Origin of the sequence: Qipengyuania citrea (assembly GCF_024171405.1) — a bacterium.
In the GTDB taxonomy this organism is placed as follows: domain Bacteria; phylum Pseudomonadota; class Alphaproteobacteria; order Sphingomonadales; family Sphingomonadaceae; genus Qipengyuania; species Qipengyuania profunda.
The window spans coordinates 2492200-2506517 of the sequence record NZ_JALJZT010000002.1 but is presented as its reverse complement, the minus strand read 5'-3'; the positions used below and the strand labels follow the sequence as shown (position 1 = coordinate 2506517).

The 14318-nt window shown below is 59.5% G+C and carries 11 protein-coding genes; 6 read left to right on the top strand and 5 right to left on the bottom strand.

The annotated features are described in order from the left end of the window. Positions 1 to 71 precede the first annotated feature (71 nt). On the top strand, positions 72 to 401 hold the full coding sequence (locus tag J2S32_RS13140; RefSeq protein ID WP_067673903.1) for a hypothetical protein: 330 nt from the start codon (positions 72 to 74) through the stop codon (positions 399 to 401). A gap of 59 nt (positions 402 to 460) precedes the next feature. On the opposite strand, the gene J2S32_RS13135 is transcribed toward J2S32_RS13140, so the two are convergent. The 5 genes from J2S32_RS13135 to J2S32_RS13115 form a co-directional block, all read right to left on the bottom strand. After that, positions 461 to 838, bottom strand: coding sequence for a hypothetical protein (locus J2S32_RS13135; protein ID WP_067673917.1), 378 nt, complete (start codon positions 836 to 838; stop codon positions 461 to 463). Between the two features lie 173 nt (positions 839 to 1011). After that, complete coding sequence (locus tag J2S32_RS13130; RefSeq protein WP_067673915.1) at positions 1012 to 1461, bottom strand: hypothetical protein; 450 nt, start codon at positions 1459 to 1461, stop codon at positions 1012 to 1014. Then, complete coding sequence (locus J2S32_RS13125) at positions 1458 to 3377, bottom strand: hypothetical protein (RefSeq protein WP_067673913.1); 1920 nt, start codon at positions 3375 to 3377, stop codon at positions 1458 to 1460. Before J2S32_RS13125 ends, J2S32_RS13130 begins: the two co-directional genes overlap by 4 nt. A 254-nt stretch (positions 3378 to 3631) precedes the next feature. Continuing rightward, entirely contained in the window at positions 3632 to 5425 is a 1794-nt protein-coding gene (locus J2S32_RS13120; RefSeq protein ID WP_253522062.1) for a hypothetical protein, read from the bottom strand. Then, a complete protein-coding gene (locus tag J2S32_RS13115; protein WP_067675041.1) occupies positions 5422 to 6705 on the bottom strand; it encodes a tyrosine-type recombinase/integrase in 1284 nt (427 codons plus the stop codon). The genes J2S32_RS13120 and J2S32_RS13115 overlap by 4 nt, the downstream gene beginning before the upstream one ends. 202 nt (positions 6706 to 6907) lie before the next feature. On the opposite strand from J2S32_RS13115, the gene J2S32_RS13110 reads away from it, so the two are divergent. The 5 genes from J2S32_RS13110 to J2S32_RS13090 all read left to right on the top strand — a co-directional run bounded on the left by J2S32_RS13110 (position 6908) and on the right by J2S32_RS13090 (position 14133). After that, complete coding sequence (locus J2S32_RS13110) at positions 6908 to 7417, top strand: RNA polymerase sigma factor (RefSeq protein WP_158246677.1); 510 nt, start codon at positions 6908 to 6910, stop codon at positions 7415 to 7417. Further along, positions 7414 to 8478: a FecR family protein gene (locus J2S32_RS13105; protein ID WP_103025098.1), complete on the top strand. Its 1065-nt coding sequence runs from the start codon at positions 7414 to 7416 to the stop codon at positions 8476 to 8478. The genes J2S32_RS13110 and J2S32_RS13105 overlap by 4 nt, the downstream gene beginning before the upstream one ends. Before the next feature lie 131 nt (positions 8479 to 8609). After that, a complete protein-coding gene (locus J2S32_RS13100) occupies positions 8610 to 10967 on the top strand; it encodes a TonB-dependent receptor domain-containing protein (RefSeq protein ID WP_253522060.1) in 2358 nt (785 codons plus the stop codon). Between the two features lie 44 nt (positions 10968 to 11011). Continuing rightward, positions 11012 to 13486, top strand: a complete 2475-nt coding sequence (locus J2S32_RS13095) for a S9 family peptidase (protein ID WP_219150312.1) — start codon at positions 11012 to 11014, stop codon at positions 13484 to 13486. A 26-nt stretch (positions 13487 to 13512) separates the two neighbouring features. Beyond that, positions 13513 to 14133, top strand: coding sequence for a peptidylprolyl isomerase (locus tag J2S32_RS13090; protein ID WP_199797757.1), 621 nt, complete (start codon positions 13513 to 13515; stop codon positions 14131 to 14133). Positions 14134 to 14318 lie beyond the last annotated feature (185 nt).

Genomic DNA, 14318 nt, shown 5'->3' with positions numbered 1-14318 from the left:
CTCACACGTAGCCATTGGGAACTACTTTAAAGTATTATCATTGTGATCGGCATCAAGGGGAAAGTTCTACCATGTCCGACGCTACGACAAACTTCGACGAAGTCGCCCATCTGAAGGCCGTCGCCGGTTCGAGAGCTGCTGACTGTGGTCTGGGTTCGGAATGGCTCGAGAAGATCGTGCTGTTGGACGGCGGCACCTGGCGGAGCCTGGACTCGCGGGCGGAGCATCGGCTGCGGCTGACGGTCGAACTGCTCGGTCGCGTGCTCGACGCAGGGATGGTGTCCTGGTTGCATGGCGACGACGAGGACGCGCGAGGCACTTCCCTCGCCCGGACCCTCACCAAGGTGCCGCAATCGCTCCGCCTAGCGCTCGCGAAGTTGCGCGAAGGATCTGTCCGTTGACTAATCCCTCGTTTCAAGGTGTGGATGTCGGAGAAAGGCTTCAGCTATTGCTTCTCGACCTACAGGACGTTCGGGGGGAACTCGCGAGGTCCGGCGAAGCGCTTCCTGCTGCCTATGTCGAGGGTGCTGTCGATGCCCTGCGGGCCGCTCTGCGAGGCAACTCCGTTGCCGGTTTCCGCACGAATTCCGACACGGCCTTCATCGGACGACATCGTATCAGGTTCCTCCCAACCACTCCCGATACGTTCAAGCTCGATGTCGATGCCGCAACGCTCGCGCACAGGGTCGACGACGCTTCGGACCACATCGGAGCCGCTATCGGGAGTGATGAAGGTTTCATGGGAATGCTGCGGTGCGACGACCTTGCCGCTGCCACACTGTACCTGACCCTTGCACATTGCGACTGGATCAATCTCGCGACGGGAGATGTCTTCCATGGCACGGCGAGCGCTGCCGAAGGCATAGTCGGGACCCTGTCCGGGCGTTCGAGCTACCCACGCTGGCGAATGCCTAAAGCCGGGCGTGTGCATCAAGAGACCCAGACCCGTCTTGGCATGCTCGGTTGGAAGCGGCTTCGAGGGGTCCAGCCTCCTGGACCGCACTGACGGGGCTAGTCGGCCTTCCGCCTCGCTCGCGACCTCTCATCCGCCAGCGCCTGCAGGGCCTCGTCCTTTTCCCGGATGGCATCGAGGACCTTCGAGCGAAGGACTCTGACCTTCTGCTCGTACCGGGCGATGAGCTCCGCCTGTCGTCTGATCTTCTCGAGAGTGCCCTCGCTGACCCCATGGGTGGATCGCAATGAGACGATGTAGGCGGCCATCCTCGGGTACTTGCATTTCTCTCCTGAGATGTACTTCCGCAGGGAGGGGCTGCCGGCTTCGATCGCGACGTTGGTCTGTGTGATCAGGGGTTTATGCGAACCGTCGGCATCTTCCATCTGCTCGAGCAGTTCCGGTGACTGGGGTGTGCCGTCGAGCAGACGGTGCAGAGCATCCAGCAAGCGTCGATACGGGCGTGGACATTCATCTTCTGGATGGTCGAGTTCCGGCACGAGGCTCATCGGCGTTCTCCTCGAACGATTTCGGTTTGATCGATTTCGTCGGCGGGTACGGGCGCGCCGAGATGAGCGAGGATGGTGCGGGCCTGATGGGCGCGATCCCTCGCCACCCGGAATGCCGCGATCTTACCGGACCGCTCCCATGCGGTTCGGTTTTCCTCGTAGCGGCGCTGCCAGAACGGAATGTCGGCTTTCCCGAGAATGAAGTTGGGGCAACTGCAGCACAGGCCGGGATTCCGACGCTCGACGTTCGGTTCCTCGACGCGCCAGTCGATCCGGCCGCCGCGGACATGGCAGGCGGCCTTGTCCGGATGGAGCCCGATGAGACAGCTTCCATGTTCCGCAGGCCAGAGGCGAAGGTCGGCGTGTTCGATGAAGCCCCGGAGCCGGTCGCTCGCATTCTCCAGATCGTCACCATCGATGATTTCCGAAAGACGCGCGCGGTGACGCTCGAGGATCCGGTCAGCACCGGCTACTGCCGGGGTGTCGGCTTCGTTGCGTTCGTAAAGCAGCCTTACGAGTTCGTTCGTTGCCACCGCCTCGCTCTCCTCCAGCGCTGCAGGGCTCCGGGCGATGTAGCCGTTCTCCGTTATCGCGAGGGAGAGATGCTTGAAGTGCCTGCTTATCGCGGGGCCGAGATCGGGGTTCGTCCGGAAGATCATGCGGTGGAAGGCACGCCGCCACTGATGCGGCCTGATGCAGCGGCCACCGGTCTCGTAGTACGGGGCGAGGCCGGGCTTCGAGGCGACCTGTGGCTTCAGTATCTCGGCGAGTCCTACCTGCCGCTCGATGAACGCTTGAGCGCTCGTCCGCATCCCCTCGGCCCTGATCTCGACGATGTGTTGCGGGTCGAAGGTGATCGAGGAATTGTACCAATTGAGGACCAGTTGGCGTCGGAGGAAGGGGGTTGGAGCATTTTCTCTCCACGGCCGGAACAGCCGCTCTAGCACTCGAACGGCGCGCACGGTCATGGGTTCTGCATCGCTGCCGCTGACCCGAGCCCCGATCAGCCATTCGGTCGGGGTCGGCTTGCGCTGGTTCTTCGAAAGATAGCCCTTCAACCAGAAATGCTCGTTCGTGCCGGACGAGGAAGGCCGGATCTCGATGCAACTGGGTAGAGCGGTGTCGTCGCTCATCGGCTCGACCTCGACGCTGGCCGCCTCGCTTATCCGCCACCCGATGCCGGCGTTGAGAATGATCAAGCAGGCATCGCGGATCGTCCTGACTGCTTCCGCGACCCGCATCCCGGGGTCCCGGCCCGCAGCGCCGCTCTCCTGCAGCCAACGTTCGCCATCGAGCTTGAAATCCAGGAAATTGACGAGACGATTGCGCTTGTCGGTCGTCTGGAAAGGGATGCTGAGGTCACGCGGCCCGATTTTAAGATATTCGTCCTGGACCCAGATGGTCTGATCGGCGGGCGCTCCCATGAGCCTATGGGCTTCACCGATGATGGGCAGGATGACTTCGTCAGGTAGGTCTTCGAGCCGTTTGAGCCCCTCGCTCGACATCTGCATCGCCATGCTCGCGACCGTCCTGCTCTCGAACAGCCCTACGGCATTGACAGCCACCCCCGCACGTCCGAGATCGCCCTGAACCTGATGCAGCCACGACCAAGGCTTCAATCGGAGACTGACGAAGTTGAAGGTAGGGCGATCGACTTCGATGTCGTCGGCGGCGACGTCGCGATCCGATCCGGTTTGGCTCGAGAAATCGCCTGCCTCGTCACAATCATCTTCGGGATAGGTCTCTGAAGTCAAGAAATCGAAGGGCTGCGAGGCCGCCCCTTCGAGATGCCTTCTGAATATCGCGAACGCCGCAACATCCAGATCAGATATTGATTCATATCGCTCCTCGACCATGAACCTTGCAAGGTAGACGAGCGCGATCTCAATCACCGGACCATTGGAGAACTTCTGCAAGGCAATATCCGCATGGCGTGGAAGCAGAAGACATGCGGCGAGTAGTTTCAACTCGTTCGCCAATTCTGCGTTCACGCCGTCCAGCCGCCAGTGAATCGAGAACGGAGGACGCCCCGGCGTCTTGCCATCTAGGTACCATCGCTTGTCCGACCACCGGCTACGACCGGATATCCAGGGGTCTCTCGCCACCAACTCGGCGAGTGGCGCGAGATCCCGAAGGTTCAACGGTCGATGTTTGGATGAGCCCGAGATCATCACTCTATCGCCGGCAGTTCCGGTGTCGGCTGCCGCTCCCCAGCCAGAACCGTTTCATCGTCGAACATGAGAAGATGCAGCAGCACCGATTTCTTCACGATCGCCCATCGACCGATCCATTCGGGACCGCTCACGAGTTCGCTTGTGAACGCTTCGTCGATCTTGTCGAGGAACTTCAGCAGATATGCGTACCCGCTGGGCGTCGGCTGGACGGCGGCGAGCGGGCAGATGGGGCATCGCCCGTAGGCTGCGCAGAGCCTCCCCTTCACTTCACCGGGGATCGGGCTGTCCAGGGGATCGAGGCAGGCGTAGCCCGGTGTTGCTGAACCACGGTCCAGTTTCGGATCGACCAGGAAGGAACGGATCACTCCCCCAGTCGCGAGGTAGCGCTCGTTCTGCATCATTGCCCGCCCGAGTTTCTCCTCGTCACGTCTCGCTATCGCATCGGTGCGGTAGTCCACGAACGTCGTCTGGATGGATTCGTGGTTGGCATGATCTCTGACCTGCAGGAGGTCGCCTCCGGTGATCTTGTGGATCGCATCGAGGGTGGTCGGACGCAGCTTCTTCAGCTGGAGCCCCTCCAGCTTGTGGAGTTTCGCGAACTTCGCCAACGCGGTACGGAATGTGAAGTCCGAGCCCGCGAAGGAGCGCAGGCCGTCCTTGGTGATCCACTGGAAGAGCAACTCGGTATGCGGGGGTTCGGAACGGGCTCGGAGAAAAGCCGTGCGCTCTTCGACATACCTGAGAATGCGCGAGGGATTGTCACCATCCTCTGTGCAGACGATGCTGTTGCGCTGCTTCTTTCCCTTCGCTCGGCGCTTCACCGGCATGATGAAGAGCCGCTCGCGTCCGAGCACTTCCTCCCGTCGATAGTCGCGTTTGTGGCGGAAGCCCTGGATGGTTGATGGGTTGAGTGCGAAGATTAGGGTGAGGATGATGATCGCAGGAATGAATTCGTCCACGCTGGGCATGAGAATTCCACGAGCCCGCTGCCAATCTCGGACCTTGATGCGTCTGCCGAGGTAACGGCCGCTGATCTTCGTGTAAGGAGGTGGTATCTCGTCCGCGTAAGTCCGAGAAAGATAGGCGGCCAAAGCGATTGGCGATCGTTTCATATCCGAAAGTTCGATCTGCCGACCCTCCCACTTCTCGAGTGCGATCTTCCGACGCTCATGGAGCGCAATGATCCTGCGGGACTTGCGGGCAGCTACTGACCACAGTTTCTCGTAATCCGCTTCGCTCAGCGAGGGATCCGTGGTCACCGTCGGAGACCTGCGATCCTTGCGTTGCGGTGGAAAGGCTATCTCGCTGCAAACGCGATCTTGCCAAGCCGGCATTCTACGCCATGCATCAATGAGGCGTCGGACTACATTGATACCCGCCGCCTTCTGGCGGCGCTTGCCTGCATATCGTTCTGTAAGCCAATCACCGAACTCGGAGATCAGATCAGTATCGAAAGATTCGGGTCCGGCAATTGAGCGGCCCTGCAGGAACCCGCCTAGCTTGTATTTCATGTCTTTGTAGAGAGAGTACCTGCCCCCATAGCCACTGCACTCTGCCGCTGCCACCACGAAGCCCTCGATGAGCGCTCTGCCCGCTTCCGGATCTGTGAACTCATCGATGTATCCCAAATCAAAAGGCCGCTTGATCCCGTGATCATCGAATCTGGCAAAAGTGACACCGTTTCGTTCGAAAAGCGTTTCCTCGATAAGCTCGCCGAAAGTATCTTCCTTGAGCCTTCGCGCGAATTCCGCGCGGTCGCTTCCCGCATCCCTCCTGCCGACGCTGCTCATACGAAGTTTCGATCCTCGGTTTTGGCGAGATATTCGGCCAGCCGGTCGGAGGTGTTGCCTGGTATCTCGCTGAATGATCGTAGATAGGTGTCGATCGTCGTTCGGGTATGCTTGTGGCCGAGCCGGTTGCGCAGCAGGAGCCAAGCGGCGTCGGTGACCATTCCCTGTTCCAACAGACCTCCGAAGACCCCGTGAGCGTAGGTATGTCTGCCGTCATGGAACGTGTGCATGGCGACCTCGACGAGTGTCGCATCCTTGGTTCCCGCGAGATGCTCTTCGGTCCGCATGAGGTCGGCGTCCTTGATGGCGCGCGCGAAGTCGGCTTCGATTGTTGCAGCAGTGGCTCGCTTTCCCGCGTTGCCGGCAGGTGCGTCTGGACGGTTGAGGAGCAGGTTCTGAGGTTCATCCGCACCAAGAAGGGGTGCACCCTTCCTGCGACTTCTCTCTCTTTCACCAGCGATGTAAGTTTTTATCTCGCCGACGAGCCACACGGGGAAGAAGACCTCACGCGCTTTGAGCCCCTTGGTCTTGGATACCGTCAAGATCACCACCGACAACTCTGCCCTTCTGCTGATGTCGAGATCGGCGAAGGTGGTGGCCTTGAGATTGACTATCTCATCGACGCGTAGTCCGGTTTGATGTGCGATCATCCAGGCGAGCCGCGTTCTACTGGACTCGCTCTGTGACGCCTCGGAGGGCTTCGGGCCGATATGCGCATTCAGCTTCCGCATGTTCTTCGGTGACAGTGGTCGCGGTTGCTCATCCGCAGCATGACTGGGAGCCCCGCCCGCGCTACCGAGAAGCGCGCGAGCGCGCTCCATTGAAGGAAAGCTGTGCTGCGGCCATTTTTCGCGGGCGAAACCATGGAAGCTCTCGATCGATGCGCAGTAACGACGTATGCTCGCCGCATCGAGGAAGTCACCGGTCTTTTTGCTCGGCATCTTCACCAAGGATCGGATGTACTGGTTTAGCACTAGGTCGCTGACTTGGGTCCAGTCTTCGACACCCGGATGTGCATCGATGAAACTCCACCAGTTCTTCAGATCGTTGGCTGCGGCCTCTGCGGAAGCGGCCTTCGCCCAAATCCCACCCTTGTAGGAGTTAGGTCCGTTGAACTTCTGCAAGAGGAAGATCGCGATCGGCTCGATGATCTGTTCCGTCTGCTCATCCACGACGAAATAGAAATCAGTCGGTATGACAGCACCTGGGGGCGTCGGACGGTCAGTGTTCGGAAGTCGAACCGCATCGTCGAGATCGAACCTTTCGACGGTCAGTTCCATCTTCCAATCCTTCTTGTAATTAGCAGAGATTGCAGCCTGATATGATTAACCTCAGGATAGGGACATTTGTTCCAACCCAACATAACCCTCTATGACGAATTCCGTGTAGATGGAGGCGTCAATCTAGGGTTCGAGAAGTTTGGCGGGCGCATAACGGGCGGTCGCGCGTTTAAGGCAATGAATACGTTGGCAAGGAGAGTGCGTGACAGAGCGAGCCCCAGCCGAACTTGAAAGGGTTAGCCGTCAGTATCGACCAGCACTGCTCGCGTACTTTCGCCGCAGGGTGTCGAGTCATGCCGAAGCCGAAGATATGACGCAGGAGGTTTTCATTCGTCTCGCCCGCAAGGGCGAGGATAATCTGGAGGTAAGCGAGCCCTTCATTTTTCGCATAGCCGCAAATATTTTGCGGGATCACGCACGCCGCCAACGTGTGCGTCACGCCTATCGTTCGCGGGTTCTTCAGGACACAAGCCTGGGTATCGACCCGCTTGATCCGCACCGCTCCCTTGTAGCGCGCGAAACACTGGGAGCGCTGTGGTCAGGCATTCAGGCCCTGCCCGAGCCCACTCGCCAGATTTTCGTTCTCTACCGTGTCGAGGGAATCGACAAACAGACGATCGCCGACAGTTTCGCCCTCCACGTGCGCACGGTCGAGAAGCACATTACCCGCGCCATGGTCGCGCTCGCACGCCGGATAGAGAAAAGACCATGAGTTTTCCCACCCAAGATGAGGGTGTGACCCCCTTCGAAGAGCAGGCAGCGAAGTGGTGCTGCCTGCTTGCCGAAGACGCACTGGATCTCTCCGAACAAAGGGAATTCGACGCCTGGATCTGTGCCGACCCCCGCCACGAAGAAGCGTTCGAGAAAATGGTTCTGGTTTGGCAAGGGGCCGATGCGATAGCGGAAATGCCTGGCTTCCTCTCGCTGCGCGCGCAGGCGTTAACAGCGATGGAAGAGGGGCAGCCGGATTGGCATGAGCCAATGCCCAAGCGTTTTGTATACATGGGCGCGGGTTTTGCGGCCGCTGTCATGCTTCTCGCCGTGCTGACCGGCCTGGTGTTCATTGGGAACCAGTCCGAAATCTATACGACCGGTATCGGAGAGCGCAGGGTCGTCAGTCTCGAAGACGGCTCGAAGCTCTCGCTCGATGCTGCGAGCAGTGTCGAGGTTACTTATTCTCGTGAGCGACGCGCCCTTTCGATCGAACGCGGACGGGCCAAGTTCGACGTCGCCAGTGATCCGCTGCGTCCGTTCATTGTAACCGCGGGCGACAAGACCGTTGTCGCAATCGGCACCGCCTTCAGTGTCGAACTTCTGCCTCAACAGATCAGAGTATTTCTCTACGAAGGGCATGTCGCGGTGCTCGACGAGGCCGAGGCAACCGATCTGGCGGATGCGTCCAAGCTGTTGGCAGACGGCTCCTTGAGCGATCGGGTCTTCATGCCCGGCCAGGAGCTGATCTTGTCCACAAAGGCTCGCACGGCCACGATTGCGCCCGGCGATGTGGAGCGTTCCCTTAGCTGGGAGGGCGGTCGATTGAGCTTTATCGATGAACCTCTATCGCTCGCGATCGAACGGGTGAACCGGACCTCGGACACTCCGATAGTGCTGGGTGATGCGGCTGCCGGACGACTGATCATCAATGGCGAGTTCGATGCAGGCGATACTGCCGCCTTCGTCAGCGGTGTCGCCTCTCTGTACCCCGTCAGGGTCAGCGCGGACGAGAAGAAGATTGTGATTTCGAGTGCAAAGTTGAAACTGCCCGAAAAATAATCGGGCGTGAATCCCGACCTCGTGCGTCAGATGGTGTGAGGGCGATCCACCGATCGTACCATGAAGACCACAATCCGGGGGGAAATCATGTCCATGCGTACTGGCCCCTTTTTTGCGGTCTGGCTACAATCGTGGTTGCGGCTAGCGCCACACCCGCGCAGGCTGAGCAACAAACCTACAATTTCGAACTGCGCACGCAGGATATCGGGTCGGCGCTTCGCGCGATCGCCTCGATCACGAAGTCCCAGGTGATATTCGATGGAGACGAAGTTCGCGGCAAGCGCAGCCGTGCGGTCAAAGGTAGCTATTCGACCGAGGATGCACTGGATCTGGCACTGCGTGGCACCGGCTTGGTGGCCCAACCGACCGCGCAGGGCGTTTACGTAGTAAAATCCAGCCCGAAAGTGCCGCGCGCGCAGGGCCCTCAGGCTGCGCGGTCACAGGTCCAGTCCGCCGACGACTATAGCAACGAGATCGTGGTGACTGCGCAGAAAGTCACCGAGACCGCATTCGACGTGCCGATATCCATCAGCGTCAAAAGCCAGCGGGAAATCCGCAACCGAAATGCAGAGACAATCACCGATCTGCAGTACACGGTTCCTGGCCTTTCCATTTCGGAGTTCGGACCGGGCCAGCAGCGCATCCAGTTCCGTGGCGTGTCTTCGTTCAGCGGTCTTGCCCAGATCGGGCAGTATCTCGATGAAATTCCGCTCAACACCGAAGCGCCCGACCAAGGGCCCGATATTCGGCTCGTCGATATTGCACGAGTGGAACTGTTGCGCGGTCCGCAGGGGACCCTCTACGGCCAAGGTGCGATGGGCGGCACCATCCGCTACATCACCAATGATCCCGAGCTCTCGGCTGTCAGCGGATCGGCGCTAGGCGAACTCAGCGTCGTAGAAGGCGGCGAACTGGCTTGGCGTGGCGAAGGCGTGTTCAATCTGCCTCTGGTGGAGGATCAGCTCGGGCTGCGGGTAGCCGGCGGCTATACCAGTATCGCTGGCTGGATCGACAATCCCCGCACCGGCGAAGAGAACCTGAATGGTGGCAGTTCTTACTTCGTGCGCGGAAAACTGTTGGCCAGGCTTGGCGAGGATCTCATCGCGACCCTTCTCGCGTCGCACCAGGAGATCGACACGGGAGGCAACAATACCGCAGACGAGGATCGTCAGGTCTATTATGCGGTTCCGACCCCGATCAAGAATCGGATCAATCTTTTCAGCGCCGTTCTCGACTACGACCTGGGCGCGGTATCATTGGTGAGCGCGACAAGCTGGCAGGAGCGCAATGGGAGCAACGTCACCGATATCACCGATATCCTGGCACCAACCGTCGAGCTTTTGCAGGGACTTCAGCCGGGGACATTGAACTCCTATGTCTTCAACGGAGCTTCGAGTTTTCGCGCCTTTTCGCAAGAGGTTCGCGCTCAGTATGATAGCTCGACCGGACTGCGCGCTCTCATCGGGGCTTTCTATCGCAACTCGAGAAGCACGAGTCTCGTATCCGGGGAAAGCGACCCGGTCACCGCAGTCCCGGCCGACTACTATTTCGGCGACACCGAAGGAACCTCTGAATCGTGGGCAGTTTTCGGCGACCTTACCTATGAACTGCTCTCCGGACTGGATTTGAACCTCGGTGGTCGTTATTTCGAAGACAAGCGGACGACCAACTCGGCCACCAGGATTTTTGGCACTCCATCGCTCGATCAAGGCGCAGATACCTTCAGTGCCTTTACGCCCAAGTTGAACATATCTTACCTGGTCAGCGACTCGCTCAACCTTTATGCGACCGCATCCAAGGGCTTCCGGAGCGGCGGCTTCAACACGACCTCGGTCGGCGGGGGAACGGTCGTCATACCGCCCTCTTATGATCCCGACTCCGTCTGGACTTACGAGTTGGGTGCCAAATACGAATCGTTCGACAGGCGTCTCACCGGCGAAGTCGCAGTGTTCCGCAATGTCTGGAGCGACATCCAGTCCGTCGCGACCGCGCCCAACGGGTTGAACACCTATACCGTGAATGGTGCCAAGATGGCCGGCAACGGCATCGACGCCCAGCTGACCTATCGCCCGGTTCCTTCGCTGACGCTGTCTTTGACGGGCGGTTGGAACAACATGGAATACAAGACGACGACCGTGGAGCATTTTGCCGGCGACCGCGCCGATTACGCACCGCGTTACTCGGGATCGGCGTCTGCAGAATACCGGTTCGATCTGGGCGATGCGCCGTCATTTGCACGTCTCGACTATCAGTTTGCCGATGGAATTCAGGTCTGGTTCCGCAGTTTCCAGGCGGTTCCGGCGCTGTCGGAAACGCAGCACCTTCTGAACCTCAACGTCGGCACCGAAATTTCGGGGTTTTCCATTCAGTTGTTCGCGAAGAACATCCTCAACGAATACGGCGTTACCTATCCCGCCTTTGGCTCGCTTCCCTATCCCGGCCGCCCGATACCGCGTTCGTTTGGCGCCCAGGTCAGGGCCAGCTTCTGAGAGAGCAAGTTCAGGCCGCCCGTAGCAATTCAGGTGAGAAACTCATGAATACCAAACGCCATTACGGCCTGCTTGCAGGCATGTGTGCGATCGCGCTTACGTCCGCCCCTGCACTTGCCCAGACGGCGGAGCAGCAGCACACGTCGGTAGAAGAGCCGGCAGCCACCGCTGAAATGGAAGCGCGTTACGAGCGGGCGGCTATGCTCGCACGGGGGGGAAGCCCCGTTTCGCTGAACAATCAGGTCATCCCGACCTGGATCGGCGGCGAAGACCGCTTCTGGTATTGCAAGCAGACCGAAGCGGGCTGTACCTATACCCTGGTCGACGCGCGCACCGGCAATTCACGGCTATTGTTCGATCACAGCGACCTCGCGGCCAAGCTTACAAAGAAAAGCGGCAATATCTTCCCGCCCGACGACCTGGGCATCACCGACCTATATGTCGATGGCGATGGAACGATCACCTTTTCCGCATTTCAGAAGCGGTATTCCTACGACAGCAATGGAGTGTTGAAAGAGTTAGGGGATGCGTTGCTTTCCGCGCCGGTGGTTTCCCCCGACGGGAAGCTGGAAGCCTATGTGAAGGACTGGAATATCTGGGTTCGAGACCTCGAATCCGGCGAAGAAAAGCCCATTACGACCGATGGCCAGGAACGCTATGCCTATGCCACCAAACCGGGCGCATCGAGAGGGTTCACTTGGGGCAGCGAGTTGCGCTGGGCCCCGGATTCGAAGCGCGTCTTCACCGTGCAGACCGACGATCGGCAGGTAAAAGACGTCCCCTTCATTCAATATGCGCCCGAAGATGGCGTAAGGCCGGTGGCATTCAGCATGCCCTATGCCTTCCCAGGCGATCTGCACATCCCGATGTATCGCATGCTGGTGGTCGACGTCGAAGACGGCAAACAGGTGCCCATCAAATACCGCGACCTGCCAGCGGGTCGCATGCTCGACGCGCCCTTCAACGGCGGCCGAGCGTGGTGGGGCGGCGATGGCAAACGCGTGTTCTTCGTCGATGTCGAGCGCGGAGAGAAAGCCGCTCATCTGATCTCCGCCGATGCAAGCACGGGCGATACGACCGAGCTGTTTAGCGAAACCAATCCGGACGGCTACGTCGAGCTGTCCGACAACGTCTATGAAGCGGCTTCGATCGTTCCTTTGCCCGAACGAAACCAGGTGATCTGGTATTCCGAGCGAACCGGCAGGCCACAGCTCTATCTGTACGATCTTGCCACCGGCCAGCTCGTGCGCAAACTGACCGACGATGCCTATGGTGTCCGTCGCATCGTGAGCGCGGATGAAAGCCGTGGCGAGGTGCTCATCTCCATTTCCGGCCGGGATCCGACCAAGAACCCCTACTACGAGGAGATTCTTCGCATCGATCTCGATACCGGGAACGGCGAAATTCTCAGCCAGGGCGACGATCACCGATTTATTGCGCCGGACGGGCGCAACGGCGTGTCCTTCGCGCTTCTGCTGGGCGGCGCGCCGCGCGGCAGCGGCGTTTCGCCAAGCGGCGATTACTGGGTGGAAACGCGCCAGCGGATCGACCGGCCGGCGGTCAGCGTGATCAGGACGCGATCCAGGCGGGAGGTTGCGACGCTCGAAACCGCAAGCCTGAACCATGTGCCCGAGGGCTTCCGCCGGCCCGAACCGGTGCTGGTGAAGGCCGCAAACGGCAAGACCATACTACAAGGTGCGATTTTTCGGCCGAGCGATTTCGATCCAAGCAAGATATACCCGGTCATCGACCTGATCTACGGCGGTCCGCAGGCGGCGGTCGTGCCGGTCGCGCTGGACGGACTTGCCAATATGGCGATGCCGCTGGCTGAGCTAGGCTTCGTCACCGTCATCATCGACGGACGCGGGACGACCGGCCGCGACCGGGAATTCCATGAGCATTCCTACGGTGCCGTCGAAAAGGCGAGCGAGGTCGAGGATCATATCGCAGCCATCCGGCAGCTCGCGCAGCGCTACCCCTATATGGACCTCGACCGGGTTGGTATCACCGGCTTTTCAGGTGGCGGTTACATGAGCACCAGCGCGATTCTGCGTTACCCCGATTTCTACAAAGTCGCGGTTTCCGGTGCAGGCAATCACGATCAGCGGGACTTCTGGCATAGCTGGGGGGAGCGTTATCAGGGCGAATTGGATGGCGACAATTACCTAGCGCAGGCCAATCTCACCTATGCCAAGAACCTGGAGGGCAAACTGCTGCTTTATCAGGGCCTCATGGATACGGGCGTCCAGCCTGGCACATTGTTCAATCTGGTCCAGAAGCTGGAGGACGAGAACAAGGACTTCGACCTGGTGATCGCTCCGCGTGCTGGCCACTCTTACACGGGCTACGCGCAACGCCGGGGGTGGGACTATTTCGTCGAACATCTGGCAGGCAAAACGCCGCCCAAGGAGTTCGAGCTGATCAACGGCTATGACTATACCATTGCCGAGATGAAGCGCCGGAAGGGCGGCGCATCTAAGGCCGGGAAGGATGGCCAACCCGAGAGCAAGCCAGAGTGATACGGCGGGCCGCGATCCTTGGCCTGATGACTGCGTGGGGGGTGCTGCTGCCTTCGGTCGTCGAAAGCCGTGACTGCGAGCACGGGGATCCCGCTGTCGAACTACAGACGGACGCCGGGGTCATTACCATTCTGATCCATTCGAAGGAGGCGCCAGCTTCGAGCGACGCCTTTTTGGGACAAGTGAACGCGCAACAGTATGATGGCGGCAGTTTCTTCCGCGCGGTGCGCCCGGATAACGACAGGACGGAAAATCCGATCGAGGTTGTCCAGGCGGCTGTTGGTGAGCACGCTCCACCGCTCGATCAGGATCCCATTCCTCACGAGGGCACGAACCAGACCGGACTGAAGCATATCGACGGCGCGGTGTCGTTGCCGCGCGGGGATATCGGCACCACCACCGCCATGTCTTTCTTCGTATCGATCGGCCCTCAGCCCGCGCTCGACCATGGCGGTAAACGCAATCCCGATGGACAGGGTTTTGCAGTATTTGGGCAGGTCATCTGCGGAATGGATGTGGTCCGCGAGATTCACAAGCAGCCTGTAAGCTCGGACAGCCCCTTGGCTGCCATGGCAGAACAAATCCTTGAGCAGCCGGTGCGGATTTTACGCGCCCGCGTTGTTCAGCCTAACTGCTCAGGCGCTTAATCGGCTGGTCGTTCGTTATTTTCCGAACCGATTGATATCCTGTCGGCGCTCCCATCAAAGGTTTTTTGCCTTGGCCACTTAATCGCGTAGCCATCCGCCGGTGGTCGAGAGGAGCGGCATATCTGCTGAATAGAGGTGCTCTGAATGTCAGCAATTACTCTGATCAATTCGCAAACCGGACAGAC

Coding starts and splice junctions, on each gene's coding strand:
- J2S32_RS13130 (WP_067673915.1), bottom strand. CDS start 1,461: ATGAGCCTCGTGCCGGAACTCGACCATCCAGAAGATGAATGTCCACGC.
- J2S32_RS13105 (WP_103025098.1), top strand. CDS start 7,414: ATGAGTTTTCCCACCCAAGATGAGGGTGTGACCCCCTTCGAAGAGCAG.
- J2S32_RS13135 (WP_067673917.1), bottom strand. CDS start 838: ATGGAAGACATCTCCCGTCGCGAGATTGATCCAGTCGCAATGTGCAAG.
- J2S32_RS13095 (WP_219150312.1), top strand. CDS start 11,012: ATGAATACCAAACGCCATTACGGCCTGCTTGCAGGCATGTGTGCGATC.
- J2S32_RS13115 (WP_067675041.1), bottom strand. CDS start 6,705: ATGGAACTGACCGTCGAAAGGTTCGATCTCGACGATGCGGTTCGACTT.
- J2S32_RS13140 (WP_067673903.1), top strand. CDS start 72: ATGTCCGACGCTACGACAAACTTCGACGAAGTCGCCCATCTGAAGGCC.
- J2S32_RS13090 (WP_199797757.1), top strand. CDS start 13,513: ATGACTGCGTGGGGGGTGCTGCTGCCTTCGGTCGTCGAAAGCCGTGAC.
- J2S32_RS13120 (WP_253522062.1), bottom strand. CDS start 5,425: ATGAGCAGCGTCGGCAGGAGGGATGCGGGAAGCGACCGCGCGGAATTC.